Raw genomic sequence first — 26,395 nt, forward strand, 5'->3', positions numbered from 1 at the left:
GTTAACCTCCGGCAACCAGCTGAAAAATTTCGATATGATGGTCTGTTTCTTCCGGCAATTGGGTTTGCGCCCACAAAGTCCGCGGCAACAGTTGCCGGTTCAGCACCAACGCGACGCCTTGCTTCGGCAGCGCAAGTTGCTCCGCCAGGTCCGCCAGCGTGGCGGCTTGCAGCAGGCTTTTTTGTTGATTGATATACAGCATCAAACTGCTCCTTCTAAAGCAGAACCAACGCCGCAGCAGGCGCAATCTGGGTTCTGGTGTAGCGGATACCAGTGAAAACCGATGTGATTCTCGCTAGCAGCAAAGCGGCCGTAGTGCCCAAAGGGCAACGGATTTGCCTGCCCAAAGGGCACTGGATTTGCCTGCCCGAAGGGGATTGGATTTGCCTGCCCGAAGGGCACTGGGTTTTCCTGGCCGCAGGGGACTGCGTCTGGGGTGTCAGCGGGACCAGCCTGTAAATACTGCAACAACAGCCAGGCCAGTTGCTGCGCGGTCAAAGTCACCAGCGCCGGGTCTACACCGATGCTTCGGCAGTTTTGCAACACTTGCCAGTCGGGGTCGACCAGACACTGGTAACAGGCGCTGTGGGGATTGAGCAGATACAACTGCGCCGAAGTGCCGCTGACGGCGCCGGCAAACAGCGGTTTGCCGCTCTCTCGCGCCAGCCGGTTTAGCTGCAGCCGGGTCGGCAAATTGTCACTGCAATCAACCAGCACATCGCAGTCGGCGGCAAGTTCACGTAGCTGTTGCGCATCCGGCCGGCCCTGATGCACCAGCAGTAATGGATGCGGGTTGTGCTGGCGCAGCCGCGCTGCGGCAACTTCGGCCTTGGGTTTACCAACATCGTTGCTTTGATACAGGCTCTGGCGCGGCAGATTGGATAATTCGACGACATCACCATCAATCAGTGTCAGGGCGCCGACGCCGGCGCTGACCAAAGTGCTGGCCAGCGGGCAACCGAGCCCGCCGAGGCCCAGGACCAGCACCCGCGCTTGTTTCAGCCGGGTTTGACGTTCCAGGCCGTCATCGCCGAGCATCAGGCTGCGGCTATAGCGGATAAATTCGCTGTCAGATAATGTCATAAGGGCTTTCTCCGGCCGGTACCTGATGCCACAACTGCTGCAGTTGTTCGCAGCGCGCCCGGATATCCTTGGCTTCTACCACAGTCCGCACCATTGCCACGCCTGACAGCCCCAAAGCGCGCAGTTGCGGCAAATGCGAGGCGTCAATGCCACCAATGGCGACGGCCGGGATCTGTTGTTGCTGGCAAAGCCGTTGCTGGCGGGCCAGCAGGCGCAGACCTTGCGGGATAGAGGGCATGTCTTTGGTTGGGGTAGCAAAAACATGACCCAGTGCGATGTACGAAGGCCTCAGCTGCAGTGCCTGCAACAGCTCCAGATAGCCGTGAGTAGAAATGCCCAGACGCAGGCCGGCGTGATGGATAGCTGTTAAATTGGCTGTGAACAAATCTTCCTGGCCAAGATGCACACCATAAGCACCCAGCTCCAGCGCAAGTTGCCAGTGGTCATTGATAAACAGTTGCAGCTGATGTTGCTGACCAAAGGCAATAGCGGCCTGCAGTTGCTGGCGCAGTTGCACCGAAGTGCCCGTTTTCACGCGCAGCTGCACGGTGCGAAGACCGGCCGCGGCAACGTCCACCAGCTGACTGAAATTGCTGACGACCGGATAAATGTCCGGTGCCTGCTGCAGCGGCGCAAAGCCAGTGCTGTTGATACTGGGAGCGCCAGCCAGTGGCCCACGCAAAGTCATACGGTCTTGCGGTTGCAATGTCAGCGGCCAGCCGGCCCGGCCAAGCTGAAATGGTTTTGTCGCGGGACGCTGCAGGCATTGTTGTAAGTAAAGACTTGCCAGCACGAATGCATCAGGCAGCAACATCGGTTGTGCCAAAGCACAGGCCAATGCCGTGGCAAAGCTGCAGCCGGTGCCGCGCCAACTGCCGGTTAGCCGGTGTTTTTCCAGTTGCAGTGCGCTTTGCGGCGCGCCGGCTGACAAAGCGTTGTTCAGCGCCTGGGCCGGCCACAGTTTAAAGCTTTGCGTTGCCGCCGGATGCAGATACAACTTTTCAAAAAGCGACTCGCCACTGCCATGACCGTCTTTGCACCAGATGGCTTTGACGCCGCCGGCCAACAACAGCTGGACCGCAAGCTGTGCCTCCGCATCGGCGGGTAAACCGGCCAAAGCCCGTAGTTCAGGTCCGTTCGGCGTCAGCACGTCGGTTAGCGCCAATAAAGGCGCGAACGCGGACGGACTCAAGCGTTGCAGGGCGCCACCCGAGCTTGCCACTTGCACCGGGTCAACAATGATCCAGACCTGCGGCTGTTGTTGCCTGAAGGCATTCAGCCAGTCGATCAGCAGCTCCAGCGTAGCAAGGTCCGGCACCAGACCTATTTTTATCGCCACCGGCAGCGGTTGGCCCGGGGCCGTCAGGGCATCCAGCTGGGACTGCAGTACCGCAGGCGAAACCGGATTCACCGCCAGCACCGCCGTCTGATGCTGTGCAGTTACCGCGGTCAGCACAGTGGCGGCCGGCACTTGCAAATCCTGCGCTGTGACCAAATCCGCCTGAATGCCGGCCAAAGCACTGCAATCCGAGCCGCCGATGAGCCAGATCAGGCCGGGTTCAGGCTGGTGCATCGGCGCGCTCCAGTGGTGCTGCTGACAAAGTACTGGCTTTGACCGTTTGATTCAGTTTCATCGAGCAGAATTTTGGCCCGCACATGGCGCAAAATTCAGTGTCGGCACCTTCCGGCAATGCTGCCTGGTAATAAGCTTTGGCGGTATCCGGGTCGAGCGATAAATGAAATTGGTCCAGCCAGCGGAATTCATAGCGCGCTTTGGATAAAGCGTTGTCACGCAGCTGTGCGCCGGGATGGCCTTTGGCCAAATCAGCGGCATGCGCGGCAATTTTGTAGGCAATCAGCCCTTGTTTGACATCTTCTTTATCCGGCAGGCCCAAATGCTCTTTGGGCGTGACATAACACAGCATGGCGCAGCCAAACCAGCCGATGAGCGCCGCACCTATGCCGGATGCGATATGGTCATACCCCGGCGAAATGTCAGTGATAAGCGGGCCTAAAGTGTAAAACGGCGCGCCGTGACAATGTTGCAGCTGCTCGGTCATATTGGCTTGCACCAATTGCAGCGGCACATGGCCCGGGCCTTCAATCATCACCTGTACATCATAGTGCCAGGCGATTTTGGTCAACTCGCCCAAGGTGCGCAGTTCGGCAAACTGAGCTTCGTCATTGGCATCGGCGACACAGCCGGGACGCAAGCCATCGCCGAGGCTTAATGACACGTCATACTGGGCACAAATCTGACAAATCTCGGCAAAATGCTGATAGAGGAAATTTTCGCTGTTCTGAAGCTGGCACCACTGCGCCAGAATAGCGCCGCCGCGCGACACAATGCCGGTGATGCGTTTTGCCGTCAGCGGAATAAAATCTTTTAACACACCGGCGTGAATGGTGAAGTAATCGACGCCTTGCTCGGCCTGTTCAATTAAGGTGTCGCGAAAGAGTTCCCAGCTCAGTTTTTCTACATCACCGCGCACTTTTTCCAGTGCCTGATAAATCGGCACTGTGCCAATCGGCACCGGCGAGTTGCGTAAAATCCACTCACGGGTCTGGTGAATATGCCGGCCGGTGGATAAATCCATCACGGTATCGGCGCCCCAGCGCACCGACCACAGCAGCTTTTCCACTTCTTCTTCGATACTGGAACTGACCGCTGAATTGCCGATGTTGGCATTCACCTTGACCAGAAAATTGCGGCCGATAATCATCGGCTCTGCTTCCGGGTGATTGATATTGGCCGGCAAAATGGCGCGGCCGGCGGCGATTTCGCTGCGGACAAATTCGGCGTCGATTTGCGCCGGAATGCCGGCACCAAAACTTTCACCGGCATGTTGTGGCGCTAAATCGACGGCAGCCTGCTGCTGGGCGGCACGCGCCATATTTTCTCTCAGGGCGACAAACTGCATTTCCGCCGTGATGAGGCCAGCACGGGCGTAAGCCAGCTGAGTGGGTCTTTTACCGGGTAAGGCCTGACGCACCGCATGACTAAACTGGCCTTGCTGTGCATCCAGTTCCACCGCAAGCGCGGAAAGTGGAGAAGCACAAGGCTCTGTATCGTCACGACCGGCTATCCAGCCGGCCCGAAGTTTTGGCAGACCACGGCTGACATCGGCCTGATAAGTTGGATCACCATAAGGCCCGCTGCAGTCATAGACGGGCACTGGCGCATTGGCGCTGCCATCCGGCGATGGATGTAACGCCACTTCACGACAAGGTACCGCAACCGTGCCATCTTCACTTTGCAGGTAAATCCGGCGGGAACCGGTATAAGCAGCGGTTTTAAAATCGACAATAAACTGGCGCGCCGCTTCGCGTTTATCGCGACGATTCAGCTGTGGCGCCGTTTGTGATGTAGTTGTGCAGTCAGACATAGCAAGCTCCAATAAAGTTGAGTTGCTTGTCCGGAGTGGGGCAGATGTGTGTTGCTGTGCCGGCTGCATTGAAGCGCCGGGGGCGACACACATTTGATAGAAAGTCAGTGCAGCTGGATAAGCTCCGGGAAACTCCGGTGAAAAATCCAACAGCACAGACAACTGCAGATCTGCGGCGCGCTCGCATACAGCAACACCTTCTCTCAAAGGTTTGGCACTGTATGGATCTGTTGCAGCAGGGTTGCAGTGATCCCCTTGTTTCCCTTCGCAGGTTCTAACCTGATCAGGTTCAACGGTATCCGCTTTCGCGGTCTCAGCCCAATGGGCACTCCGACAAGTGCGCGCAGTATAAGCAAAAAAATTTGCGGCTGGCAAATGCTGTGTTGTTGCATTTGTGTATTTCGTGTTTCATATTGGTACAACAATCATCCAAGGAGAGTGGCGATGAAAGCAGGGACGAGCTGTGTTGGGATGTTGTTATTGGGCAGCCTGTTGTTTCCGCTGCAGGCGCTGACGGCAAATGCCGAGCCAGTAGGCGCAGAGTCAACAATCGCGGCACCTGCCGGGCAATACAGTTATCACGATTTATTGCAAAAAGCCGTGCTCGCGACCGGCTCTCCGGTGCGCTACAACTACTCCACAGACTCCCCCGATATCAATAGCCGGATCAAATCAGTGATCCGTCGCAGTTCTTATGATGGCAGCCGGTTTTTGTTTGAAGCTTTTGTGAAATATCCGGAGTTATTGCCGGCGCTTCGGCAGGTGCGGGACGACATGCTGGCAATGTCCCCAAAGCTGCTGGAGACCCGCAGTACCGACGAGCAACTGGCTTACTGGCTGAATTTGCACAATGTGCTGGTGATTGACCATATCGCCCATCTGTATCCGAAGAAATTCTTAGATGATTTGTACCAAGGCGAACAGCCCTGGGCAACGCAGCGGCTGTATCGGATGGGCGATGAAACGCTGAGCCTGACTGATATTAAATTTCACAAAGTACTGCCGCTTTCGGCCGGTCGCACCGACGTGATTTATGGTTTTTATGAAGGTTATATCAGCGGCCCCAGTATCCGCAGCGAGCCTTTTACCGGTAAAAAACTCAAAGTACAGCTGAAAGAAAATGCCGTCGAGTTCGTCAACACCAGTCGTGGTTCTTATCCGGAATATGGTACCAGTTTTCGCGCTTCCGGTTTTTATCAGCGCCATCAGGCGTTTTTTCCGAATTTCCCTTATGACTTAAAATCGCACCTGCAGCAGTATGTCAACGTCGATGAGCAGGATGCACTGGCCAAAACCGATGTGGTCACCGCTGATATCAACGACTGGCGTATCGCTGACATTTACGGCACCGTGCGCCGGTCGAACAGCCGAAGTTTCGATGCCGAATTTGTCATGGATACCAGCAAGCGCAAAGGCGAACTCAGTGCCATTAGTAATCCGCTGCGCCTGGACGGTAAACAAATGCATCAGCTGAAAATGCTGCGTAAACGGCAGCAGGTAAAAGAAGGCAAAGTCGATATTATCGATTTGCCGGCAGAAGAAAAAACTGCAACGGCAAAACCGCAGCAATAGACGGGTAGCCATTTGTGCACAGCAAAGGCTGTCACATTGGGGGCCTGCGAACTCCATTGACAGCCTTTTGATATTCCTATGATAAACCCCGGACTTTTTACTGATATTTTTCCAGTCACCATGCCGGATTTTTTCCCTTTGTTAGGCTCAGCAAGCAGCGTTTTGCTGCGCCTGAACATGGAACAAAGAGGCTCAATGATGAACATCAAACATAAAATCACCCCGTTTTGTTGTGTCCTGCTATTGTCTGCACCTGTACTGCAAGCCAGTGAAAGCCCGGACGCCAGGTTGCCACAGCTGAACCCTGCCAGCAGCGCTTTGATTTACAGCTACGACGAAATGTTTCACTTTGATATCGAGCAATATCTGGCCAGCCAGGCCCCGCATCTGTTGCCTTATGCGGAAGTGATCTCGCACTGGGCCGGTTACAGCAGCATCAGTCCACGGGTGTTATTAACCCTGATTGATTTGCAAAGCCAGTTGATCAGCACGCCGGATCTGGCTTTATTACAACAACCGCTGGCGGGGCTCAGTTCGGCAAATGGTTTTAGTGCGCAGTTACAGGATGTGGCGGATCAGCTGGCCACGCGGTTGTATCAACGCGAGGCCGCTGCCAGTGAATTTGCTACAGCGCCGGCCGCAGCACTGAGTTATCTGTTTGGCGCGGATAACAACAAAGGCTTAGAGGTTTCGCAGCTTCAGGCGGACAAGCTGTCGAAGTTTACTCAGCGTTATCAGCAATTATTTGCCGAAGCTTACCAGCCAGCGCCGGCTAACAGCACGGCGGATAGCAGCATGCAAAACATCACGACGCTGGCCGGTCCTGCCAATGGTTTTCTGCAATTTCCGTTTCCGCTTGGGCAAAGCTGGCATGTCGGTGGCGCTCATACCAATACCGGCAGCGGCAATTATCCGATGTCGTCGCTGGATATGAGCATCGGCGGTGGCTGGGGCAGCAATCAGTCCAATACCTGGGTGGCGGCCTCAGCGGCTGGCAGTTTTAAACGCCATTCGTCCTGTTTTGCTGAAGTGGTGCATAGCGGCGGCTGGTCGACCACTTATTACCATTTGATGAACATCCAGTACAACACCGGCGCCAATGTGGCGAAAAATACCAAAATCGCCAATCCGGCCAACACCCAGCCTCAGGCTTTGTGTAACGGCGGTTCGTCCACCGGGCCGCATCAGCACTGGAGCCTGAAACAAAATGGCAGCTGGGTGCATTTAAATACGGTGTATTTATCCGGCTGGCAAATTACCGCGACCGGCAGCAGTTATGACACCAACTGCACAAGGTTTTATCTGACGAAAAACGGCGTGAAAAAATGCTCAGGTTTTTTTAATCACTGACAGCAAAAGCAACGACCAGTTGCAATTAAAAAAGGCCTGACATTTCAGGCCTTTTTACGTTGGAACCTGTCTATCAGCGCTGTGTTGCTGCTTTCATGCCCCGGACAAAATCGCCCAGTTGTTGTAATAACACTGCAGGCTCAGCCAGGTGTTTTTCAATCAGCTGCACTATCGCTGAGCCGGAAATAGCACCGGCCGCACCTGAATCCAAAGCTGCTTTGACGTGTTCAGGTTTGGAGATTCCAAAACCGAGCAGTGCTGGCGCCGCGTGATAGCTGCTGAGTTTGCTGAGCATTGCATCGGCCGGCATTGCGGCTGCGGTTTCAGTGCCGGTGACGCCGGCGCGTGATAACAAATAGGTGTAACCACGGCCGTAAGAGGCCAGTTCCTTTAAAGTGTCGTCGCTGGCGTTTGGTGTGGCGATAAAAATTGGTGCAATATCCGATGCCAGTGCCGCCTCGCGAAAGCGCCGGCTTTCTAATAACGGCACGTCGGCAATCAATACCGAATCAACACCAGCTGCTTTGGCCTGCTGATAAAAATGGCTGATGCCACGCGCCATCACTAAGTTGGAGTAGAGCAGGAGGCCAATTGGCAAATCCGGCGCATAAGCCCGTACTTTGGCGATAATGGCAAATGCATCAGCTGGCGTGACGCCTGCGGCCAAAGCGCGGATATTAGCACCCTGAATGGTCGGGCCATCGGCGATAGGGTCAGAAAACGGGATACCGAGTTCTAATGCATCGGCACCGTTGTCCACCAGCGTTTTGATGATGTCAAAAGACAAATCTGCTGTGGGGTCACCCAAGGTCACAAATGGCACAAAAGCGCCCTGATTAGCCGCTTTTAAGCGGCTGAACATCTGGTCATAACGTTGCATCAGTGGGCACTCCCTGTAGTTTTTGCTTGTGCGGCCAGCACCGACATCACATGGCCTAAGTCTTTGTCGCCACGGCCGGATAAGTTCACCAGCAGCACCAGCGGCGCTGTCGCGGTTTTGGCCATTTTTAACGCGTGCGCCAGGGCGTGTGAGCTTTCCAGCGCCGGGATAATGCCTTCCGATTTGGCCAGTAACTGGAAGGCCTCTAACGCTTCGTCATCGTTAATGGCGACATATTCAGCGCGGCCAATTGAGGATAAATAAGTATGTTGCGGGCCGACGGCCGGATAGTCGAGGCCGGCGGAAATGGAGTAGGACTCTTCAATCTGCCCGTCGGCGGTTTGCATAATAGCGGTATAAGCGCCATGCAAAATACCAAAACTGCCAGTGGAGAGCGCCGCGCCATGCTGATGGGTATTGATGCCCATGCCGCCCGGTTCTACGCCAATCAGCCGCACACCGTCTTCCTTGATAAAATCAGCAAACATGCCGATGGCATTGGAACCACCACCAACACAAGCCAGTACGGCATCCGGCAATTTGCCTTCAGCCGCAAGGATTTGTTGTTTGGCTTCTTCACCAATCATCTTTTGGAATTCGCGCACTATGGTCGGGAACGGATGCGGGCCAGCGGCGGTGCCGAGCAGATAATGACTGGTGGCGTAGCTGGCGGACCAGTCGCGCATCGCTTCGTTGACCGCATCTTTTAAAGTGCCGGAGCCGGCGGTGACCGGAATAACAGTCGCGCCCATCAGTTTCATCCGGAATACGTTTGGTTGCTGGCGCTCAATGTCCTTGGCACCCATATAAATTTTGCAGTTAAGGCCCAAAAGGGCGCAGGCTAAGGCCGTGGCGACGCCATGCTGACCGGCACCGGTTTCCGCGATAATGTCTTTTTTGCCCATACGCTTGGCGAGTAATGCCTGACCCAGCACCTGATTGGTTTTGTGCGCGCCGCCGTGTAATAAATCTTCGCGTTTTAAATAGATTTTCACCAAAGGATTGGGGGAAATATTCCGCGTTAATGTCAGCGGCGTTGGCCGGCCGGCGTATTCGTTTAACAGCTGCTGGAACTCGGCTAAAAAGGCCGGGTCCTGCTGTGCGTCAATAAAAGCCTGCTCGAGTTGCAGCAGGGCCGGGACTAACAACTCCGGCACAAACATGCCGCCGTAGTCACCAAAATAAGGGTTAAGCTTGGGTGCTGTCATCACTGGTTTCTCCGAAACTGAAAGCTCTGATACGTTGAAATGCGCTGGTAATTTTGGCCGGATCTTTGACGCCGGGCGCCGATTCCAGACCTGAATTCATATCGAGGCCGCTGGCGGCCGTTTTTAAGGCGTGCTGGACGTTGTCGGGATTTAAACCGCCGGCCAGCATCACGGGTTTATGTAAAATGCGCTCGCCAAGCAAACTCCAGTCAAACGACAAACCGGTGCCGCCGGGAATACCGGGTTGGTAAGCATCGAGTAAAATCCGGTCGGCGTTGTGGCTAAACTGCGGCAGCGTGTCTTTCACGCGATAGGCCTGCCAAATCTCACAGCCTTTGGGTAATAAAGTTTTTAAACTGGCGATATAACTTTCGTCTTCGTCACCATGCAGCTGCACTGCCGCAAGCTGTAATTCACGCGCCACCAAGGCCACCTGCGCTGGCGCTTCATTGACAAAAACCCCGACAAAACGTAAGGAAGCGCTGTCGCGAATGGTTTTGGCTTGTTCAAGCGTGACAAAACGCGGTGACGGCGGATAAAAAATCAGCCCGCCGTACACGGCGCCGGCTGCCGCGACTTGCTGCGCCTGCTCTGGTGTCGTCAGGCCACAGACTTTATGCTCGCCACGGGTTAAGGCATGTACAGCACGGTCTAAGTCCGGCTCGGCCATTAAAGAGCTGCCAACCAAAAAGGCGGTCGCCACTTTACCGAGCTGACGCACCTGATGGTTAAAATAGATGCCGGATTCGCTGACCAAAGGCGTGGACGGCGGTACCAGCCGCGCCAGGCGGAAACTGGTGTTTAAATCCGTCTCCAGTGTGCGCAGGTTACGGTTATTGATGCCAATCAGTTCAGCTTTCAGGGCGACTGCGCGCAGCGTTTCGTCTTCGTTACTGACTTCAGTCAGCACTGTCATGTTCAGGCGATGTGCCAGTGCCGCGAGCTGCTGATACTCGGCATCATCCAGCACTGACAGCATCAGCAGGACTGCATCGGCACCGCAAGCGCGGCCGCGGTAAATCTGATACTCGTCAATGATAAAGTCTTTGTGCAGCAAAGGCTGGTCGACCAAACCGCGCATGGTTTTCAGGTAATCGTAACTGCCCTGAAAAAACTTTTTGTCGGTCAGCACCGAAATACAGTCGGCATATTTGCCATAGACGCCGGCGATTTCTTTTAGGTCAAAATTGGCGCGGATCAGGCCTTTGGATGGCGATGCCTTTTTGCATTCCAGGATAAAACGTGCGCCAGGCGCGGTCAGTGCTTTGAGGAAATTGCGCTGGGTTGGCACCACATCGGCGATAAAACTCTCCAGCGGCAGCGCGATTTTATCTTCGGCCACTTCAATGGTTTTATGCGCAATGATGGTTTGCAAAATATTCGGTTTGGCTGATGAAGCCGTTGTGGAAGCTGGTGTTGCTGTCGGATTAGTTGCCATGACTGGCCTCCCGGAACTGCTGTAAGGTGGTCATTGCCTGATCTGTTGCAAGTAGCGCAAGCACGGCTTGGGTATTGGTTGCTAAATCTTCGCCCTGGCCGCAAATTTTCAGCATGGCCGCGACATTGGCGGCGATGGCAGCCCGATGCGGCTGTGGTGCTTTGCCAGACAGAATATCGCGGCTGGCCTGGGCGTTTTCCGCCGGTTTTCCGCCGCGTAATGCTTCGAGTGGCACTGGTGTCAGGCCAAAATCGGCGGCGGTTAAACGGAACTGATGGACCTGACCGTCACGCACTTCACAAACTTCGGTCACGCCATGCAGCGCTATCTCGTCGCAGCCTTCACCATGTACCACCCAGGCGCGCTCGACGCCAAGTTGTAACAGCGCCTCTGCCAATACCGGGCACAGCGCTTTGTCGTAGACGCCGAGTAATTGAAACTTGGGCGCCGCCGGGTTTAACAAAGGCCCCAGCAAATTAAACAAAGTGCGGGTCTTCAGTGCGGTTCGCACTGTCATCGCATGGCGAATGCCGCTGTGATACACAGGCGCAAATAAAAAGCTGACACCGGCCTGTTGCAGCGTGCGGGCGGCGGTCTCTGGGCTCATCTGGATGTCGATACCCAGTTGTTCCAGCAAATCGGCCGAACCACTTTGCGACGACACACTGCGATTGCCGTGTTTGGCCACTTTTAAACCGATGGCCGCCGCCACAATAGCGGCAGTGGTGGAAATATTGATGGTATTGCTGCCATCACCGCCAGTGCCACAGCAGTCGATAACCGGCAGGCCGGTCGCTGGCAGTGGCGTCGCGGCGGCGCGAAAAGCTTTGGCGGCACCGGCGATTTCCAGCGCGGTTTCGCCTTTGAGTTTCAGCGCCGTCAGCACAGACGCCAGCACTATCGGGTCAATATCCCCGCGTGCGACGGCGGCAAAAAAGGCTTCGCTGTGCGCTTCGGTTAAGGACTCGCGGTTCAGCAATTGGCTGATGGTCGCCAGTTCGAGCTCACGTGGGGTTAAACTTTCAGTCATGCAGTGGCCCCTTGTGTCAGAAACGCCAGGCTTTGTGCCAGCAGCGGTTTACCTTGCGTGGTCAGGATCGATTCCGGGTGGAACTGATAACCCAGCGCTTTATGTTCGCTGTGCAGTACTGCCATCGGAATATGCTGATAGTTAGCAATCACCTGAAGGCAAGCGGGCACTTCGGTGGCCATTAAGGAGTGATAACGCGCCACGGCAAAAGGCTTCGGCAAACCGGCAAACAGCGGGTGATCAGCCAGTTCAATCAACGAGGTTTTACCATGCACAGTTTCACCGGCGCGGCCGACGACACCACCATAATGCTCGACTAAGGCCTGATGACCGAGGCAAATCCCCAGCATCGGAAAACGCCCGGCACACAGGCGAATGAGCTCTGGCATCGAGCCGGCATCTTTTGGCGCGCCAGGGCCTGGGGACAGCAACAGCACCACAGGTTCGCTTTCCTGACACATCTTGTCGAAGATATAAGCCGCCGGCACCGTATTGCGATACAGCTTCAGCGTGCAGCCCAGCTGCGCCAGCTCGTCCACCAGGTTGTAAGTAAAAGAGTCTTTGTTATCCAGTAAATACACCAGGCTCATAAGGCACCTCCTGTGCTTTGCGTTTGCACACTGTCGGCTGAATGCGCCGCCAGAATGGCGCTTAACACTGCTTGTGCTTTGCTGCGAGTTTCTTCGGTTTCAGCCTGTGCCACACTGTCAAACACCACACCAGCGCCGGCTTGCACCGAGGCGACGCCGTTTTGCACATAAGCACTGCGAATCACAATGCAGCTGTCAAAATCACCGTTGCCGGACAAATAACCGACGGCGCCGCCGTAGCTGCCGCGTTTTTTACCTTCGACCTGACGAATCAGTTCTGCCGCCCGCACTTTCGGCGCGCCGACAAGAGTCCCCATATTCATACAGGCCTGATAAGCATGCAGCGCATCGAGTTCTGGTTTTAAGGTGCCGACCACACGCGAGACTAAATGCATCACATAAGAATAGCGGTCGACTTTAAGCAGCTCTTTGACATAACGGCTGCCCGGCACACTGATGCGCGCCACGTCGTTACGGGCTAAATCGACCAGCATCAGATGTTCAGCTTTTTCTTTTTCGTCTTGGCGCAGTTCCAGTTCAATCCGGCTGTCGAGGTCGCGATCGAGTTGTCCTTTCGCATTAAAACCGCGGCGGCGGGTACCGGCAATGGGATAAATCTCAACCTGACGGCTGGTGGCGTCAAATTTCAGTGCCGATTCCGGTGAAGCGCCAAATAACACAAAAGCCGGGTCCTGCAGGTAAAACATATAAGGGCTGGGGTTTTGTTGTTTTAACCGCGCGTATGCGGCCAGCGGTGACGGGCAAGGCAGACTGAAACAGCGGCTGGGCACCACCTGAAACACGTCGCCGGCAACAATATTGTGTTTGAGCTGTTCGACTTGTGCGCTGAATGCTGCGTCGCTGATGTCCACTTTCAGCATGTCGGCACTGACGGCCTGACGCGCTTCCAGTACCGGATTAAATTGACAGCCACCTTGTAACACCCGATTCAGTTGCTCAAGGCGTTTACCAATGCCAAAGCAACTTTGCATCGCCTGCTCGCCACAAAATACGTTGCCAACCAGCCGGGCTTGTTGGCGTTGATGGTCGAGCACTAACAGCGTTTCGGCCAGATAAAACACAAAATCAGGGCAGGCATTGTTGCCGACCGGCACGTCCGGCAGCAGTTCGGCACTTGCGACATAGTCGTAACCGATGACGCCACCCAAAAATACCGCAAAAGGCTCATCACTGTGGCTGCATAAGCTTTGTTGCAAGGTGCGCAGTACAGACAGCGGCGTTGGTGCTAATAATCGGCTGGCTTCATCGCAGAGTGGGTCTGGCCGGCTGAACTGCACACTGAGGCTGTTGGTGCTGCGCGCTAACTGCGCCAGGCCTTGCAGTTTGTCTTCTAGAAATTGCAGCAGTGGTAAACCGTTGTCGGAGACGGCGTCGACCCGGACCTCAAGGTCCTGGCATTCAATGCGCAGCGCCGCGTCCAGCAATAACAAAGTCTTTAAATTGTCTTTGCTGTCAATTTCGGCCGATTCAAGCAGCAGGCTATACGGGCTCAGGCGGCTTAATTGCTGATAACAACCCAAAGCGTCGCTTTGGTAGGGGATGGCGGTGGCAATAGATGCAACTTCGCCTGGTGTTTGTGTGATATGACTGAAAATCATCCGGAATTTCCTGTAAACCCGCGTCTAGTTGTGCGGGCGGTCAGCTGACCTTAATAAAAACGACAATAATCCAAAGCCGGGCCACAATTGCCCTTCGAAAATTGCCACCATCGCCAGGAAATCAGTGCTGTTGTGCTCATTGTTTACTCCACGCTTTAAAAATTTGTGAGTCCAGATACGACAAAGGCCCGTTTTGGAAAACGGGCCTTTGGTTTTTTGGCATACACCACCAACACACGCCCGTTAAGGAGTATGCCACCACCAGATGATTGGCTGAGTTGTCAGCTGAATAAGGTTAAGGTGCATGGGGTATCCGGTTATTTGTCTGACATTGAGTCTTGCGTCTATAAAACCGCAATTTGCCTGCCGGCGTCAAGCAAAAATCGGCAGGAATTGAAAATAAAAGCGTAAAGACGTCTGAAAGTCTATTTATTCAATAAGCAGCAGGCGCAGCTTTTGCGCTGGATCAACACGGCAGTTGTCCCAAGGTATACAGTGAGATGGTGATCACTGAGCATGGCTTTGGAGCTGAATCATGTCTGAGCAACACCAATTGTTAGTCGATTTACAACAGCAATTACAACAACGCTTGGCCGCCGTGCAACGCGATTTACGGCAACATCATGAGGCTGACAGCGCCGAGCAGGCGCAGCAACGTGAAAATGACGAAGTGTTGCAGCAGCTGGAGCAGCAGTTGCAACGCGAGCTGTTGCAACTGCATCTGGCACTGGACCGGCAACAGCGTGGCGAATACGGTTTATGTGAGCAATGTGGCGAAGTGATTGCGCCGGCGCGGCTGAAACTCCTGCCATTTGCGCTGCGCTGTCAGCACTGTGCCTGATTGAATAGCAGGGTGTATGACATAGCCGCAGCCAAGCTTCTGTGGCACAATTGACAGCTCTGCGCGGCTGAATCAACGCGCTTCACGTCAATTGAGTCTTTCATGAAATTTGATCTGCACAGTCACACCTTTTACTCCGACGGTATGCTCAGCCCCGCCGAATTACTGGCAAGAGCCATTGAGCGCAAAGTCGATGTGCTGGCGATCACTGACCATGACACTTTATTAGGCCTGGCGCCGGCCCATGCCGCTATCGCCGAACAGCAATTACCGCTGCAGCTGGTGAACGGCGTGGAGATCTCGACCAGCTGGTACGAATTTGAGATCCATATCGTTGGCCTTGCCATCGATCCCACAGATACACAGCTGCAACACCGATTGGCCAGTCAGCAGGAACGCCGGCTGGAACGGGCCCGCGAAATGGCAAGACGCCTGACCAAACACAATGTGCCGGATTGCCTCGACGCTGTTTTGGCGCTGGCCAACGGCGGCGCTGTGACCCGCACGCATTTTGCCCGCCATCTGATGAATATTGGCAAAGCCAGCTCGATGGCCGGAGTGTTTAAACATTATCTCGCGCGCGGCAAAGCCGGTTATGTGCCAAATAACTGGGTGAGCCTGGTAGAAGCGGTGCAGTGGATCCATGACGCCGGTGGTATTGCGGTGCTGGCGCATCCTTTGCGCTACAACCTCAATGGCAAATGGCTGACCAAGTTAATGCGTGAATTTGCCAGCGCCGGTGGTGATGCCGCCGAAGTGGCGAGCTGTCAGCTGACGCCGGTGCAAAAACGTGATGTCTGGAGCTTATGCCAGCAATTTGGGCTGGTGGCTTCGCAAGGTTCGGATTTCCATCAGCCAACCGACTGGAGCGATTTAGGCCGTGGGCTTTATCTGACCGATGATATCCGCACCGTCTGGCAACAATTTCCGGCGCTTTTTCCACAACCAAAGCCGCAGCCAGAGCTGCAGCCAGAATCACCCGCTGAAAGCTCTGACAAGCCACAACTTTGCAGCTAAGCTGTAGCAACAGGCAGCAAATTCGTTTTAAGCTGCTGATCTTCAGTCATTTTCAATGCTTGCCACCGGCAATAAGGATAAAGGCATGAGCCAGTTTTTTTATGTGCATCCGGAAACGCCGCAAAGCCGGCTGATGAAGCAGGCCGTACATATCATCAAACAAGGTGGGGTGGTGATTTATCCAACTGACAGTGGGTATGCGCTCGGCTGTCAGCTGGGTGATAAAAACGCGCTGGAGCGGATCCTGCAAATCCGCCATATCAGCGGCGAGCACCATTTCACTATTATGTGCCGCGATTTAAGCGAATTATCTCTTTATGCCAAAGTGGAAAATACCGCGTTCCGGCTGATTAAAAACAACACGCCAGGCGCTTACACTTTTATTTTGCGTGGCACTAAAGAAGTGCCACGGCGTTTACTCAATGAAAAGAAAAAAACTGTTGGTCTGCGCATTCCGGATCACAAAATCGCCTTGGCGCTTTTGGCTGAATTAGGCGAGCCACTAATGTCCAGCTCACTGATTTTGCCAGGCCGTGAATTTGCTGAATCGGATCCAGAGGAAATGCGTGACCAGCTCGAGCGTCAGGTCGATTTAATCCTGCATGGCGGCATTCTGGCCGGTCACCCGACCACGGTGATTGATTTGTCCGACGACCATCCGGTGGTGGTGCGCGAAGGCGCCGGCGCCGTGCAGCCATTTTTATAGCAGCCCGGTTTATGTCTTTAACAAATCAGACCGAGGCAGAAACACTCAGCTCGCTGACCGTGCAACAAGTGTTGCCGCTGGCGTTTGTCCGCGGTGAAGCGGTGCTCGAGCGGCCGGAAGATTTGTTTATTCCGCCCGATGCGCTCGAAGTTTTGTTAGAGGCCTTTGAAGGTCCGCTGGATTTTTTGCTGTACCTTATTCGCCGCCACAAATTTGATATTGTTGATTTACCGGTCAATGAAATCACGCTGCAGTACATGGAATATATCAACCTGATGCAGGAGCTGAATTTTGAACTGGCCGCTGAATATCTGGTGATGGCGGCAATGCTGGCGGAAATTAAATCGCGGTTGCTGTTACCCAAACGTGAAGCGGAACAAAGTGAAGAAGTGGACCCGCGCGCAGAATTAGTACGCCGGCTGCAGGAGTATGAGCAGTTTAAACTGGCCGCAACCCAGCTCGATGCGATGCCACGCCAGGAACGGGATTTTTTCCAGACACACGCTGCATTGGCCGACAACTTTGCGCCTTATGTCATAGAGCCAGAAGTGAGCCTCGCTGAATTGGTGCTGGCGCTGCAGGATGTATTCAAGCGCACCAAAGATTTTCAGCATCATCAGATTAAAAAAGAACAGCTGTCGACGCGGGAGAGGATGAGCCGCATTCTCGAATTGCTGCGTCAGCAGCCGGTGCTGGCTTTTGGCCAGTGTTTTGCCGCACAGGAAGGCCGGCAAGGCGTGGTCGTGACATTTTTAGCCGTGCTGGAGCTGGTCAAAGAGAAGCTCATCACACTGACGCAGGTGGAATCTTATGGTCAGATCCACCTGAAATTGGCATAATAAGCGGCCGTTTTGGCCCACCTGAACAGGTGGCCGTGACGGGGTGAACAGAAGGTGCGCAGATGGCGACAAAAATTCAGGATGATCAGCTGGTCCAGCTATTAGAAGCCTGTTTATTTGCCAGCGAGAAACCGCTGAGCCAGACTGAGCTGCTGGACACGGTGCTGGCGGATTTTCAGCTCAGTAAAAAACGTCTGCAGGCGGCTTTGACCCGACTGGAGCAGGACTATCAGGGCCGCGGCATCGGTTTGGTGGAAACCGCCAGCGGCTGGCAGTTCCAGACCAGACCAGAGTGGAGCCCTTATCTTGCAAAGCTTTGGCCTGAACGTTCACCGCGTTATTCCAGAGCTGTCTTAGAGACGCTGGCGCTGATTGCTTATCGCCAGCCTATTACCCGCGGCGAAATTGAAGAAGTACGCGGCGTGTCGGTCAGCAGCCAGATCATGCGCACTTTGCTCGACCGCGGCTGGGTCAAAGTGGTGGGGCACAAAGAAGTGCCAGGCCGGCCCGGTTTATATGCCACCACCAAGGAATTTCTCGATTATTTTGGCGTGAAACGGCTGGATCAGCTGCCGCCATTACCGGAACTGGCCCCGCTTGGGCCTTTATTTAAATCAAATCCTGAACACTAAATCTTTAAACACAGTCGAGATGACTGAGGAGTCGCAAACATGAGTGAAAAGTTACAAAAAGTCCTGGCCCGCAGTGGCGTCGGCTCGCGCCGTGAAATGGAAACATTTATCAGTGCCGGCCGTGTCACCGTCGATGGCAAAGTCGCCCATCTGGGCGACCGGATTAATCCGAATCAGCTGGTGCGTGTCGATGGCCACCCGGTCAAACTGGCGGCGGAAGAAGAACAAGTCTGCCGCGTCATCGCTTATCACAAACCGGAAGGTGAAATTTGTACCCGCACCGATCCGGATGGCCGTCCGACCGTTTTTGACCGCTTACCCAATATCCGTGGCGCCCGTTGGATTGCGATAGGCCGCCTCGATATTAATACTTCAGGTTTATTACTGTTCACTACCGACGGTGAGCTGGCGAATCGTTTAATGCATCCGAAATTTGAAGTGGAACGCGAATACTCAGTGCGGGTTTTTGGTGAAGTCAATGATGCTATTATTCAGCGTTTGCGCATTGGGGTTGAACTGGAAGACGGCAAAGCCAACTTCAAAAAAATCAAAGCCATGGGTGGCGAAGGTGTTAACCGCTGGTTTAATGTAGTGTTGACTGAAGGCCGCAATCGGGAAGTGCGCCGGATGTGGGAATCACAGGGCACTGTAGTCAACCGTTTGATCCGCATCCGTTATGGCGATTTGTTATTACCAAAACATTTACCGGCCGGTGGTTACACCGAATTTGGTCTGGAAGACGTAAACTACCTGCGTAAGCTGGTGCATTTGTCACTGGAAACTGAATCGCTGGCGAAGCCGGAAGACCGGGATGAACGCCGCCGCCGCATGGCATCGATAAAACGCGCGGTGCGTAAACATCAGGTCAATCAGAAGCTGGTCGAGAAAGGTGAAAAGCCGGCACCTAAACCAAAAACGGAAAAAGCCCGCAGCGATGAGAAAAAGCCGGGCAAAACCCCGTTTAAAGGCAAAAGCCGCACCCGGATCTAAACCGGCACTAACAATGCAATCCGCTGTTTTAATACAGGAGAATACATGAGTTTTATCGGAATTTTTGTGGCGCTCGCCTGTATTATCGGCGGCAATTTGCTTGAAGGCGGCCACCCGGGCGCCTTACTGAATTTACCCGCCTTTTTAATTGTGGTTGGCGCGACCTTTGGTGCCGCCCTGACCCAGTTTCCGTTCCATGTGGTGGGCGGCGTCGGTAAACGCTTTATTTGGTTTATTCTGCCGCCAAAGCGGGACTTACTTGAGCGCAGTCTGTTGCTACAGGAATTGGCCAATCTGGCGCGCAAAGGTGGTTTTCTCGCGCTGGAAGAAAAGCTGGATGACTTGCCAGATCCTTTCCTGAAAAAAGGCCTGTCAATGCTGGTCGACGGTTTTGATAAAGACCGCATTATCGATACGCTTGAAGATGACATTGAATTTGAATATGAAGATGTTGAGCTGACTGCCAAGTTTTTTGAAGCCATGGGGGGCTATGCTCCGACGATGGGGATTATCGGCGCGGTACTGGGGTTGATCCATGCCATGGGTCTGCTGGATAAGCCTGATGAGCTCGGCGGGGGTATCGCGGTCGCTTTTGTCGCCACTATTTATGGTGTGGCTTTCGCCAACCTGCTGTTTTTACCCTTTGGCAACCGGGTTAAATTATTTGCCCATGAAATCAAACACTACAACATGATGACGCTGGTCGCGATTGGCAGTATTGCTGATGGTGTCTCACCCCAGCAGCTGGCATCTCGCTTAGATGGTTATGTCGGAGGCCATGGTGGCAAAGAAAGCAAAGAAGCCTGAACCGCCGGAGAATCATGAACGTTGGCTGGTGTCCTTTGCCGACTACATGACGTTATTGTTTGCGCTCTTTGTGGTGTTGTATTCCTTTGCGATGGCGAAACAATCTGAATACAACGCCATGGTCAAAGCCTTTATGGATTCGATGGGCCAGGTTGGCCTGATTTCGCGGCCTTCAGGCTCGCCGGTGTTAGAGGGCGGTAACGGTATTCTGGACAAACAAAAAGATGTTGCCGTTGAAACCAAAGAAGAAACCCCGGCGCAGCTGATTGCCAGTGAAGCGCCGCCTATTCCGGAACAAGCAATAGATTTAAACGTCGGCAACGCCAAAATCAGTGCACCCATCGATTTACACAAAGACGAAACCGCCGCGTTACTCAGTCAGCAAAAAGATCAGGACGAATTGCTGGGGAAACTGCGTAACAGTCTGGATAACAAGCGGGTAGAGATTGAAGCGCTTGGTCAGCAGATCATTATCCGGATCAACGACAAAGGCCTGTTTCCGGCCGGTTCAGCGAATTTGCAGCCACAGTTTAAGCCGGTGCTGAATGATATAGCTGCAGTGCTGGCCGATGTGCCGGGTGAGATCACTGTAACCGGGCATACCGATGACAGTATCAGTGACATTGAAGGCCTCTATACCAGTAACTGGCAGCTGTCGGCATTACGCGCTGTCGCGGTGGTCGAACAGATGTTGCATCATCATGCATTAGACGGACATCGGGTGATAGCACAAGGCCGTGCTGATACGAAGCCCCGTTTCCCAAATGACTCTGCCGAAAACCGTGCGAAAAACCGCCGGATAGAAATTGCGATTTTGCAGGGAAGTGTGGATGAAGGCGGCACTATCGATGTCAAGCCTGCGGATAAGGCCAAATCGACTGGAACAGCGAAACCTGCTGGTGCGGAGCAGCCTGGCGCAGCACCGCAGCCTGTCAAGCAACCGTCAAATCAGTCTGCAGCAACACCTAAACCGGCGGAAAACAGCAAAGCGGGTTCCAATTAAAACGCCAGCCTGGTTGGCTGGCGTTATTGTTGACAACTGTGCAATTGCAGCGGGTTCAACGCAGTAAATCCTGACCGGCAAGGGTCAATAATAAATGTCTGAGCTTTGATGAATTTGCGGTTCGTCCTGTAACTCATCAAAGCTGACCGCGAAATGCCGGCTCTGATCATGTAAGTCTGACAGATAAACTGCTCTGTCCTGCGCGTCAATCCAGCTAACCACGCCGGCGCCTTTTTTGCTTTGACACACCATGCCTAATTTGAGCTCTTGTACGTTCATCATTGGCCTCCTGTTTAATTGACAGAACTGTAACGTTAGACGTTTTTTTGTACAGATGTGTGATCCGACCAGTGCTTTGGGAAGCTAAGCTACGCATTTTCCACTCAATTTATTTTTTTGCTATGGCATGATGCACTGCGACCTTGCAAGCAGACTGTCACAGGAACATAAACGATGTGTAATAAACAGGAAGAAGCAATATCTCTATACCGGGCACTGCGCTGCAGCCTGGTGCTTTTTTGCTGGCTGAGCGGATTATTTGTGTCGCCGCTGGCTCTGGCCGCATCTCTGGCCGACAGCCAGCACAGCCATTACTCGACGGTGTTGCAACAACAACGCCGTTATCAGGTGAGCTTGCCGGAACGTTATCAAAGTTCTACGCGTCGGTATGCCGTGTTGTATCTGATTGATGCTGATTTTCAGTTTGAACATGTCGCAGCAACAGTCAGGCAACTGGCGCGCGCCGGCCGCATAGCGCCGCTGATAGTGGTGGGTGTTGCCACCAACGGCACCAGTGATTATCAGCATAAAACCAGTTGGCTGACTGCAGATTTGCCCGGTTCTGGCGGTGCGGAAGCGATGCTGCAATATCTGCGCTCTGAACTACAGCCAGTGATCAACACGCAGTATCGGACCAGCGGTCAACAAGCCTTATTGGGCTATTCGCTCGGCGGATTATTGAGCTTACAAGCCCTGTTGCAAGGTGAGGGCACCTACTCGGCGTTTTATGCGTTAAGCCCAAGCGTCTGGCTGGATAATCAATCGATCGTTAGCCGCTTTTCGCGCGCGGCTCTGACAACATTGCCGGCGTCGCGTTTGTTTATCAGTCTGGCCAATGAAGAGGGTATGGGCGTGCAGGAACTGCGCAGTCAATTGCAGCAGCAGGCGCCGGCGAAGTTGCAATGGCAATTTGCGCATTTCCCGGCAGAGACGCATTACAGCATGGCGCTGCCGGCGCTGACCGCTGCGCTACAATGGGATTTTGCCGGCCATTTTGTCGATTTTGCCCAGCTCCTGCAGTTTTCCGATTACGCTGCCGTGCTGGATTATTTTGCCAAGAGGCGCCAGCACTGGGCCGGTTATCAGTATGACTGGCTGCAGGCTTACACTATCGCCAAGTATCTGTGGGTCAGTAACCAATGGCCGCAGGCCGAACAGTTATTGCAACAAACGGAGCAAAGGCTACCCGGCAGTAGTAGCGAACTGCGGGTACAACTGGCAAAAGTGCTGCTGAAAAAACAACAGGCCAAATTGGCGCTGCAGTTGCTGCAACAGGCGCCACAACCTGAGTATCACGACTGGCACAAACAAATGGCGGATGCTTATGCCGCTTTGCAGCAACCCAAGCTTGCCCTGCAGTATCAGCAACAGGCCGAAGCGCTGGTTATCTCGCAGCAGCTGGAACCCTGGGAATATCAGGAACTGGAACCGGGAACTTACCGCTGAAGGCGCCTGTGCTTCAGCTTTTAAAATCAATCTTTTGATGAATATTGACCCAGTTTTCCGGAAATTTGCCCTGTAGTACGTAAGAGAAAGCGATGAGTTCGGCGATCAGTACATAAAGCTCCGGCGGGATTTGGTCACCCAGTTCCATCCGTTGCAGTAGCTGATTCAGTTGCTCGTCTTCGTGGATCAACACGCCATGCTCGCGTGCCAGTGCGATAATGTCGGCAGCGAGGTCGCCATGACCTTTGGCGATGATTTTAGGCGCATTTTTGCCGTCATAATGCAGCGCGACGGCGCTTTGTGGTTTGTCACTCATACCCGCACCTGCAATAAACTGGTGCCACGCTGATACAGATGGTCCGGAATTTTACCAAGCTGGCAGCCGGCTTCGGCAACCTGTAAGCCTTGCATCGTCAGGCGGTCTTTAAACAGCGGTAAAAATTGCCCGGTATCCAACACAGTTTTTTCATTATCGGCGTAAAACTGCAGGCTGACTTCTTTGCCAATCAGCCGGACCTGTACCAGCATCTCACCTTGCTGACCTAAATCGAACTTCATCGTCAGCTGCCAGCAACGTTGGCCGCTGCGCTGCTCGGCGCCTTCGGCTTCGCGTTCGCTGACGGCCAGTTCAGCAAAGCGGCTGGCACCGTTTTGCAACAGCGGCAGCTGAATGAGCAGTTGTTCCGGCCTTTGCGGCTGCGCCGGTGTGGCCTGTTGCTCCAGATTGGCAATTTGCGCGCTTTGCAGTTGGCTGCTGTGGCCGGACAACTGACGCAGCAACTGGGCACTCTGGCTGCGATCGAGCTGGCCAATCAATTGCTGCAGTTTTTCTTTTTGCGGCGGATTTTGCCGCTCTGCCGGTAGCTGTGCGCCTAACCTACCGAGTAACAGTTGAATTGCAATGGCCAGCCCGCCGGCGACACTGGCTGGCTGTGTTGGTGTTTGCAGCGGGCTGAACTGCAGCGCTGCGTTAATTTGTTGCATCAATTGTTGTTGGTTTTGTAGTTTGGCAGCATCCGGATGTTGGGCGCGCAGCTCCTGTAACACCTGCCGGACTGCTGCCGGCAATGCCGGGCTGTCAGCTAACAGGTCAGCTGAACTTTGACTCAGTGGCAGCCATTGCCGCCATAAATCGCGACTGTCCGTTTGCAGCTGCTGTGACGCCGCAGTAGTGCCGGATTGAACCGGTAAAAACTGAAATGGTCGGCTGATTTCACTGACCGACAGCTTCAGCTGCCGCGCTTCAGCCTGCGGCGTCAGCTCAAGCTGGATTTGCTGCGCTGCCGGTTGTTTTAATTGCCACTGCCAACTTTGCACACTCTGCGCCGGCCCCTGAACTTTTGCCTGCGCCAACCAGTGTTTCACTTCGCTGCCAAGCTGTTCCGGCCAGCTCGCTTTGGCCAACTGCGGCAACAGTTGCTGCACAATGGCAGGTTTTAATAACACAGGGAAATGGCTGCTTTCAGTGTCGCGCGTTTTTGCATGTGAAGTGATCGGATTATCCGCCGCAGCGGCTTGGGGTGTTGCCCCTGTAGATTTGCGCTGTGGTTCTAACTGCAAGCTGATTTTAAGCTGGCCTTGCTCCGCACTCATTTGCAAACGGGCGGGTTGCACTTGTTGTTCTGGCCAGTGTTTCGCTTCTGGTAACGCGGTGAGGTCAATCAGCAGCGGCTGGCCTTGCCCAAGTTGGATCTGTAACTGCTGGCCCTGACGCGATACCTGCACTGGCCACTGCATGCTCAGATTGTCTGATTTGGCACTTTGTTGCTGCGCCTGCACACTGAAATGCTGCTGTGGGCTTGGGGCCGGTTGCTGCAACAACTGCAGTAGTTGCGCAGCCTGCAATGGAATGGTCAGCGTTTTACCGGCCAGACGTAACGTCAGCTGGATTTGATCGGTGCCCAGTGGCTGCAACTGGACAAAAACTCTGGTTTCAGTGGCTTTGCCGGTGGCAGGAGGGGAGCCTGTACCGACGGCATCGTCCCTGGCGGCATTGCTGCTTTGCGCGCTGGCCATGTTCTGGGGGGCCGTGTTCTGGGTGGCTGGCGTCGCGGCCGCTATCAGTTGCTGCGCCGTTTGCAAAATCTGCTGCGCCGTGTTGGTGGGGAGTGCCACTTGCAACGGCCCTTGTGGTGTCTGAATGCTGAGGCGGGCGTCCTGGTCGCGGCCAATTTGCAGCAAGGCCTGATACAGCTGCGACGAGTCCAGCTTCAGGCTTTGTTCAATTTTTGCACCACTGCCAATTTGCAGCAGACTGTCGATATTGATCTGGTTCATATTTCAGGCGCTTAGCCTGTCCGCAGAGTGAACGCACATTCGTATTCTAACGCCAATATGCTAATATGCCCGCGTTTTTTTCCGCGTCCACAGGTCGTAGTTGCTGATGTTATTGTCTGCCCGTCAATTAAGCTGCATCCGTCAGGATCGAGTGCTGTTTGAACAGCTCGATCTGCAATTGCATGCCGGCGAAGTGCTGCAAATTGCCGGCAAAAACGGCGCGGGGAAAAGCTCATTATTGCGTATTCTGGCTGGTCTTTCCGACCCGGAAGACGGCGAGATTTGGTATCAACAACAACCTTTGTCGCAAAGTGCCGATGATTATGCCGATAATCTTTGTTTTATCGGCCATCTGGCCGGTGTGCAGCCCCAGCTCACCGCACTGGAAAACCTCGCCTTCTGGCGTGCCTGTTTTGCCTTAACACCAGCGGATGATTGGGTATTATTGGCTCAGCTGGGTTTAGCTGGCCTTGAAGATATCCCTTGTCAGCAATTATCCGCCGGCCAACAACGCCGGGTGTCGTTGGCGCGGCTCTGGTTAACCACAGCGCAAATCTGGATTTTAGATGAGCCCTTTACCGCGCTGGACCAAAGTGCCATCGCGGCCTTGACCAGGCGCATGGCCGCGCATTGTGCTGCAGGCGGTGCTGTGTTGCTGACGTCACACCAGCCGGTTGAAGTACCGGGCCATCCTGTGCGCCAACTGACTTTGGAGTACCGCTGGTAATGAGCCATGTCGCCGTATTTCGCGCTACTTTTCAACGGGAACTGAAACTCTTAGCCCGGCAAAAAGCCGACTGGGTCAACCCCTTGTTATTCTTCATTATTATCCTGACTTTATTCCCACTTGGTGTCGGTGCCAAACCGAATTTATTACGCGAAATCGCGCCTGGCGTGATTTGGATAGCGGCATTGTTGTCGGTGTTATTAGGCGCCGAACGCCAGTTCCGCCAGGACTATCGCGACGGTGTGTTAGAACAATTAGTCGCCGCGCGTTCGCCGTTGCTCGGTTACAGCCTGGCAAAAATCGCTGCCGGCTGGCTGGGCAGTGGCTTGCCGCTGATTGTAGTGTCGCCGCTGCTGGCGCTGTTTCTCGGTTTATCGGCCGAGGCTTTAACCGCAGTGGTGCTGACTTTATTGCTTGGCACGCCACTGTTAAGTCTGCTGTCGGCACTCGGCGCGGCGTTGACCTTGTCCGCCGACAAAGGCGGGATTTTATTGGCGCTGATTATTCTGCCTCTGTATATTCCGTTACTGATTTTCGCCAGCGCAGCGGTGGAGCAGGCAAGCTTTGGCCTGAACTATCAGGCGCAACTGGCCGTACTGGCTGCGATGTTATGTGTGGCGCTGGCGCTGGTGCCGCTTGCGGTACAAAAAGCATTAAAACTGAACGTGGGGTGAT

General features: G+C 54.1%; 26 protein-coding genes and 1 riboswitch. Of the genes, 13 read left to right on the forward strand and 13 right to left on the reverse strand.

Annotated elements, in window-relative coordinates:
- Position 1: 1 nt before the first annotated feature.
- The 4 genes from thiS to thiC are packed head-to-tail and all read right to left on the reverse strand — an operon-like array spanning position 2 to position 4,469.
- Positions 2-202, reverse strand: a complete 201-nt coding sequence (gene thiS / locus ABNT34_RS19255) for a sulfur carrier protein ThiS (protein ID WP_348734524.1) — start codon at positions 200-202, stop codon at positions 2-4.
- Positions 202-1,083: a HesA/MoeB/ThiF family protein gene (locus ABNT34_RS19260; RefSeq protein WP_348734525.1), complete on the reverse strand. Its 882-nt coding sequence runs from the start codon at positions 1,081-1,083 to the stop codon at positions 202-204. The genes thiS and ABNT34_RS19260 overlap by 1 nt, the downstream gene beginning before the upstream one ends.
- Positions 1,070-2,656, reverse strand: a complete 1,587-nt coding sequence (locus tag ABNT34_RS19265; protein WP_348734526.1) for a thiamine phosphate synthase — start codon at positions 2,654-2,656, stop codon at positions 1,070-1,072. The genes ABNT34_RS19260 and ABNT34_RS19265 overlap by 14 nt, the downstream gene beginning before the upstream one ends.
- A complete protein-coding gene (gene thiC, locus ABNT34_RS19270) occupies positions 2,643-4,469 on the reverse strand; it encodes a phosphomethylpyrimidine synthase ThiC (RefSeq protein ID WP_348734527.1) in 1,827 nt (608 codons plus the stop codon). The genes ABNT34_RS19265 and thiC overlap by 14 nt, the downstream gene beginning before the upstream one ends.
- 242 nt (positions 4,470-4,711) lie before the next feature.
- A riboswitch (TPP riboswitch) is annotated at positions 4,712-4,812 on the reverse strand.
- Positions 4,813-4,913: 101 nt separating this feature from the next.
- On the opposite strand from thiC, the gene ABNT34_RS19275 reads away from it, so the two are divergent.
- Both ABNT34_RS19275 and ABNT34_RS19280 read left to right on the forward strand, forming a co-directional pair.
- A complete protein-coding gene (locus ABNT34_RS19275; RefSeq protein WP_348734528.1) occupies positions 4,914-6,041 on the forward strand; it encodes a DUF547 domain-containing protein in 1,128 nt (375 codons plus the stop codon).
- A 195-nt stretch (positions 6,042-6,236) separates the two neighbouring features.
- The gene (locus ABNT34_RS19280; RefSeq protein WP_348734529.1) at positions 6,237-7,391 is read left to right on the forward strand and encodes a M23 family metallopeptidase; all 1,155 of its coding nucleotides are present in this window, start codon (positions 6,237-6,239) and stop codon (positions 7,389-7,391) included.
- Positions 7,392-7,464: 73 nt separating this feature from the next.
- Here the strand turns inward: ABNT34_RS19280 and trpA are convergent, their stop codons facing one another.
- Genes trpA through ABNT34_RS19310 form a run of 6 tightly spaced genes read right to left on the reverse strand, consistent with a single transcriptional unit; the run spans position 7,465 to position 14,156 of the window.
- Positions 7,465-8,271 (reverse strand): tryptophan synthase subunit alpha, encoded by an 807-nt coding sequence (trpA, locus tag ABNT34_RS19285; RefSeq protein WP_348734530.1) that lies wholly within the window; start codon positions 8,269-8,271, stop codon positions 7,465-7,467.
- Positions 8,271-9,479 carry a tryptophan synthase subunit beta gene (gene trpB / locus ABNT34_RS19290; RefSeq protein ID WP_348734531.1) on the reverse strand — a complete coding sequence of 403 codons (1,209 nt, stop codon included), beginning with the start codon at positions 9,477-9,479 and terminating at the stop codon, positions 8,271-8,273. Before trpB ends, trpA begins: the two co-directional genes overlap by 1 nt.
- The gene (trpCF, locus tag ABNT34_RS19295; RefSeq protein ID WP_348734532.1) at positions 9,460-10,917 is read right to left on the reverse strand and encodes a bifunctional indole-3-glycerol-phosphate synthase TrpC/phosphoribosylanthranilate isomerase TrpF; all 1,458 of its coding nucleotides are present in this window, start codon (positions 10,915-10,917) and stop codon (positions 9,460-9,462) included. Before trpCF ends, trpB begins: the two co-directional genes overlap by 20 nt.
- Positions 10,907-11,947: an anthranilate phosphoribosyltransferase gene (gene trpD, locus ABNT34_RS19300; protein ID WP_348734533.1), complete on the reverse strand. Its 1,041-nt coding sequence runs from the start codon at positions 11,945-11,947 to the stop codon at positions 10,907-10,909. Before trpD ends, trpCF begins: the two co-directional genes overlap by 11 nt.
- Positions 11,944-12,537: an aminodeoxychorismate/anthranilate synthase component II gene (locus ABNT34_RS19305; protein ID WP_348734534.1), complete on the reverse strand. Its 594-nt coding sequence runs from the start codon at positions 12,535-12,537 to the stop codon at positions 11,944-11,946. The genes trpD and ABNT34_RS19305 overlap by 4 nt, the downstream gene beginning before the upstream one ends.
- Positions 12,534-14,156: an anthranilate synthase component 1 gene (locus tag ABNT34_RS19310; RefSeq protein WP_348734535.1), complete on the reverse strand. Its 1,623-nt coding sequence runs from the start codon at positions 14,154-14,156 to the stop codon at positions 12,534-12,536. Before ABNT34_RS19310 ends, ABNT34_RS19305 begins: the two co-directional genes overlap by 4 nt.
- Before the next feature lie 535 nt (positions 14,157-14,691).
- Between ABNT34_RS19310 and ABNT34_RS19315 the strand changes: the two genes are divergently transcribed.
- The 8 genes from ABNT34_RS19315 to ABNT34_RS19350 all read left to right on the forward strand — a co-directional run bounded on the left by ABNT34_RS19315 (position 14,692) and on the right by ABNT34_RS19350 (position 20,991).
- On the forward strand, positions 14,692-14,997 hold the full coding sequence (locus tag ABNT34_RS19315; protein ID WP_348734536.1) for a TraR/DksA C4-type zinc finger protein: 306 nt from the start codon (positions 14,692-14,694) through the stop codon (positions 14,995-14,997).
- Positions 14,998-15,099: 102 nt separating this feature from the next.
- Positions 15,100-16,014 (forward strand): PHP domain-containing protein, encoded by a 915-nt coding sequence (locus ABNT34_RS19320; RefSeq protein ID WP_348734537.1) that lies wholly within the window; start codon positions 15,100-15,102, stop codon positions 16,012-16,014.
- A gap of 85 nt (positions 16,015-16,099) precedes the next feature.
- A complete protein-coding gene (locus tag ABNT34_RS19325) occupies positions 16,100-16,720 on the forward strand; it encodes an L-threonylcarbamoyladenylate synthase (RefSeq protein ID WP_348734538.1) in 621 nt (206 codons plus the stop codon).
- A gap of 11 nt (positions 16,721-16,731) precedes the next feature.
- Positions 16,732-17,559, forward strand: a complete 828-nt coding sequence (locus tag ABNT34_RS19330) for a segregation/condensation protein A (RefSeq protein ID WP_348734539.1) — start codon at positions 16,732-16,734, stop codon at positions 17,557-17,559.
- Between the two features lie 62 nt (positions 17,560-17,621).
- Entirely contained in the window at positions 17,622-18,191 is a 570-nt protein-coding gene (scpB, locus tag ABNT34_RS19335; protein ID WP_348734540.1) for an SMC-Scp complex subunit ScpB, read from the forward strand.
- A 39-nt stretch (positions 18,192-18,230) separates the two neighbouring features.
- Positions 18,231-19,181 (forward strand): 23S rRNA pseudouridine(2605) synthase RluB, encoded by a 951-nt coding sequence (gene rluB / locus ABNT34_RS19340; protein WP_348734541.1) that lies wholly within the window; start codon positions 18,231-18,233, stop codon positions 19,179-19,181.
- A gap of 45 nt (positions 19,182-19,226) precedes the next feature.
- Entirely contained in the window at positions 19,227-19,988 is a 762-nt protein-coding gene (locus ABNT34_RS19345) for a flagellar motor protein (RefSeq protein ID WP_348734542.1), read from the forward strand.
- Positions 19,963-20,991, forward strand: coding sequence for a MotB family protein (locus tag ABNT34_RS19350; RefSeq protein WP_348734543.1), 1,029 nt, complete (start codon positions 19,963-19,965; stop codon positions 20,989-20,991). Before ABNT34_RS19345 ends, ABNT34_RS19350 begins: the two co-directional genes overlap by 26 nt.
- Before the next feature lie 84 nt (positions 20,992-21,075).
- On the opposite strand, the gene ABNT34_RS19355 is transcribed toward ABNT34_RS19350, so the two are convergent.
- Positions 21,076-21,270, reverse strand: coding sequence for a hypothetical protein (locus ABNT34_RS19355; protein WP_348734544.1), 195 nt, complete (start codon positions 21,268-21,270; stop codon positions 21,076-21,078).
- A gap of 174 nt (positions 21,271-21,444) precedes the next feature.
- Here ABNT34_RS19355 and ABNT34_RS19360 point away from each other — a divergent pair, with 174 nt between their 5' ends.
- Positions 21,445-22,716 carry an alpha/beta hydrolase-fold protein gene (locus ABNT34_RS19360; protein WP_348734545.1) on the forward strand — a complete coding sequence of 424 codons (1,272 nt, stop codon included), beginning with the start codon at positions 21,445-21,447 and terminating at the stop codon, positions 22,714-22,716.
- A 13-nt stretch (positions 22,717-22,729) separates the two neighbouring features.
- Here ABNT34_RS19360 and ABNT34_RS19365 read toward each other — a convergent pair whose 3' ends face one another.
- A complete protein-coding gene (locus ABNT34_RS19365; RefSeq protein ID WP_348734546.1) occupies positions 22,730-23,032 on the reverse strand; it encodes an EscU/YscU/HrcU family type III secretion system export apparatus switch protein in 303 nt (100 codons plus the stop codon).
- The gene (locus tag ABNT34_RS19370; RefSeq protein WP_348734547.1) at positions 23,029-24,993 is read right to left on the reverse strand and encodes a hypothetical protein; all 1,965 of its coding nucleotides are present in this window, start codon (positions 24,991-24,993) and stop codon (positions 23,029-23,031) included. The genes ABNT34_RS19365 and ABNT34_RS19370 overlap by 4 nt, the downstream gene beginning before the upstream one ends.
- A gap of 106 nt (positions 24,994-25,099) precedes the next feature.
- Here ABNT34_RS19370 and ccmA point away from each other — a divergent pair, with 106 nt between their 5' ends.
- Together ccmA and ccmB are read left to right on the forward strand one after the other, a co-directional pair.
- Positions 25,100-25,720: a cytochrome c biogenesis heme-transporting ATPase CcmA gene (gene ccmA / locus ABNT34_RS19375; protein WP_348734548.1), complete on the forward strand. Its 621-nt coding sequence runs from the start codon at positions 25,100-25,102 to the stop codon at positions 25,718-25,720.
- Positions 25,720-26,394 carry a heme exporter protein CcmB gene (ccmB, locus tag ABNT34_RS19380; RefSeq protein ID WP_348734549.1) on the forward strand — a complete coding sequence of 225 codons (675 nt, stop codon included), beginning with the start codon at positions 25,720-25,722 and terminating at the stop codon, positions 26,392-26,394. The genes ccmA and ccmB overlap by 1 nt, the downstream gene beginning before the upstream one ends.
- Position 26,395 lies beyond the last annotated feature (1 nt).

The organism is Rheinheimera texasensis (assembly GCF_964031785.1).
In the GTDB taxonomy this organism is placed as follows: domain Bacteria; phylum Pseudomonadota; class Gammaproteobacteria; order Enterobacterales; family Alteromonadaceae; genus Pararheinheimera; species Pararheinheimera texasensis_A.

What these genes read in the sequence shown, in the direction of transcription:
- thiS (WP_348734524.1), bottom strand. Translation starts at nt 202, where the DNA reads ATGCTGTATATCAATCAACAAAAAAGCCTGCTGCAAGCCGCCACGCTG.
- ABNT34_RS19260 (WP_348734525.1), bottom strand. Translation starts at nt 1,083, where the DNA reads ATGACATTATCTGACAGCGAATTTATCCGCTATAGCCGCAGCCTGATG.
- ABNT34_RS19265 (WP_348734526.1), bottom strand. Translation starts at nt 2,656, where the DNA reads ATGCACCAGCCTGAACCCGGCCTGATCTGGCTCATCGGCGGCTCGGAT.
- thiC (WP_348734527.1), bottom strand. Translation starts at nt 4,469, where the DNA reads ATGTCTGACTGCACAACTACATCACAAACGGCGCCACAGCTGAATCGT.
- ABNT34_RS19275 (WP_348734528.1), top strand. Translation starts at nt 4,914, where the DNA reads ATGAAAGCAGGGACGAGCTGTGTTGGGATGTTGTTATTGGGCAGCCTG.
- ABNT34_RS19280 (WP_348734529.1), top strand. Translation starts at nt 6,237, where the DNA reads ATGATGAACATCAAACATAAAATCACCCCGTTTTGTTGTGTCCTGCTA.
- trpA (WP_348734530.1), bottom strand. Translation starts at nt 8,271, where the DNA reads ATGCAACGTTATGACCAGATGTTCAGCCGCTTAAAAGCGGCTAATCAG.
- trpB (WP_348734531.1), bottom strand. Translation starts at nt 9,479, where the DNA reads ATGACAGCACCCAAGCTTAACCCTTATTTTGGTGACTACGGCGGCATG.
- trpCF (WP_348734532.1), bottom strand. Translation starts at nt 10,917, where the DNA reads ATGGCAACTAATCCGACAGCAACACCAGCTTCCACAACGGCTTCATCA.
- trpD (WP_348734533.1), bottom strand. Translation starts at nt 11,947, where the DNA reads ATGACTGAAAGTTTAACCCCACGTGAGCTCGAACTGGCGACCATCAGC.
- ABNT34_RS19305 (WP_348734534.1), bottom strand. Translation starts at nt 12,537, where the DNA reads ATGAGCCTGGTGTATTTACTGGATAACAAAGACTCTTTTACTTACAAC.
- ABNT34_RS19310 (WP_348734535.1), bottom strand. Translation starts at nt 14,156, where the DNA reads ATGATTTTCAGTCATATCACACAAACACCAGGCGAAGTTGCATCTATT.
- ABNT34_RS19315 (WP_348734536.1), top strand. Translation starts at nt 14,692, where the DNA reads ATGTCTGAGCAACACCAATTGTTAGTCGATTTACAACAGCAATTACAA.
- ABNT34_RS19320 (WP_348734537.1), top strand. Translation starts at nt 15,100, where the DNA reads ATGAAATTTGATCTGCACAGTCACACCTTTTACTCCGACGGTATGCTC.
- ABNT34_RS19325 (WP_348734538.1), top strand. Translation starts at nt 16,100, where the DNA reads ATGAGCCAGTTTTTTTATGTGCATCCGGAAACGCCGCAAAGCCGGCTG.
- ABNT34_RS19330 (WP_348734539.1), top strand. Translation starts at nt 16,732, where the DNA reads ATGTCTTTAACAAATCAGACCGAGGCAGAAACACTCAGCTCGCTGACC.
- scpB (WP_348734540.1), top strand. Translation starts at nt 17,622, where the DNA reads ATGGCGACAAAAATTCAGGATGATCAGCTGGTCCAGCTATTAGAAGCC.
- rluB (WP_348734541.1), top strand. Translation starts at nt 18,231, where the DNA reads ATGAGTGAAAAGTTACAAAAAGTCCTGGCCCGCAGTGGCGTCGGCTCG.
- ABNT34_RS19345 (WP_348734542.1), top strand. Translation starts at nt 19,227, where the DNA reads ATGAGTTTTATCGGAATTTTTGTGGCGCTCGCCTGTATTATCGGCGGC.
- ABNT34_RS19355 (WP_348734544.1), bottom strand. Translation starts at nt 21,270, where the DNA reads ATGAACGTACAAGAGCTCAAATTAGGCATGGTGTGTCAAAGCAAAAAA.
- ABNT34_RS19360 (WP_348734545.1), top strand. Translation starts at nt 21,445, where the DNA reads ATGTGTAATAAACAGGAAGAAGCAATATCTCTATACCGGGCACTGCGC.
- ABNT34_RS19365 (WP_348734546.1), bottom strand. Translation starts at nt 23,032, where the DNA reads ATGAGTGACAAACCACAAAGCGCCGTCGCGCTGCATTATGACGGCAAA.
- ABNT34_RS19370 (WP_348734547.1), bottom strand. Translation starts at nt 24,993, where the DNA reads ATGAACCAGATCAATATCGACAGTCTGCTGCAAATTGGCAGTGGTGCA.
- ccmA (WP_348734548.1), top strand. Translation starts at nt 25,100, where the DNA reads ATGTTATTGTCTGCCCGTCAATTAAGCTGCATCCGTCAGGATCGAGTG.
- ccmB (WP_348734549.1), top strand. Translation starts at nt 25,720, where the DNA reads ATGAGCCATGTCGCCGTATTTCGCGCTACTTTTCAACGGGAACTGAAA.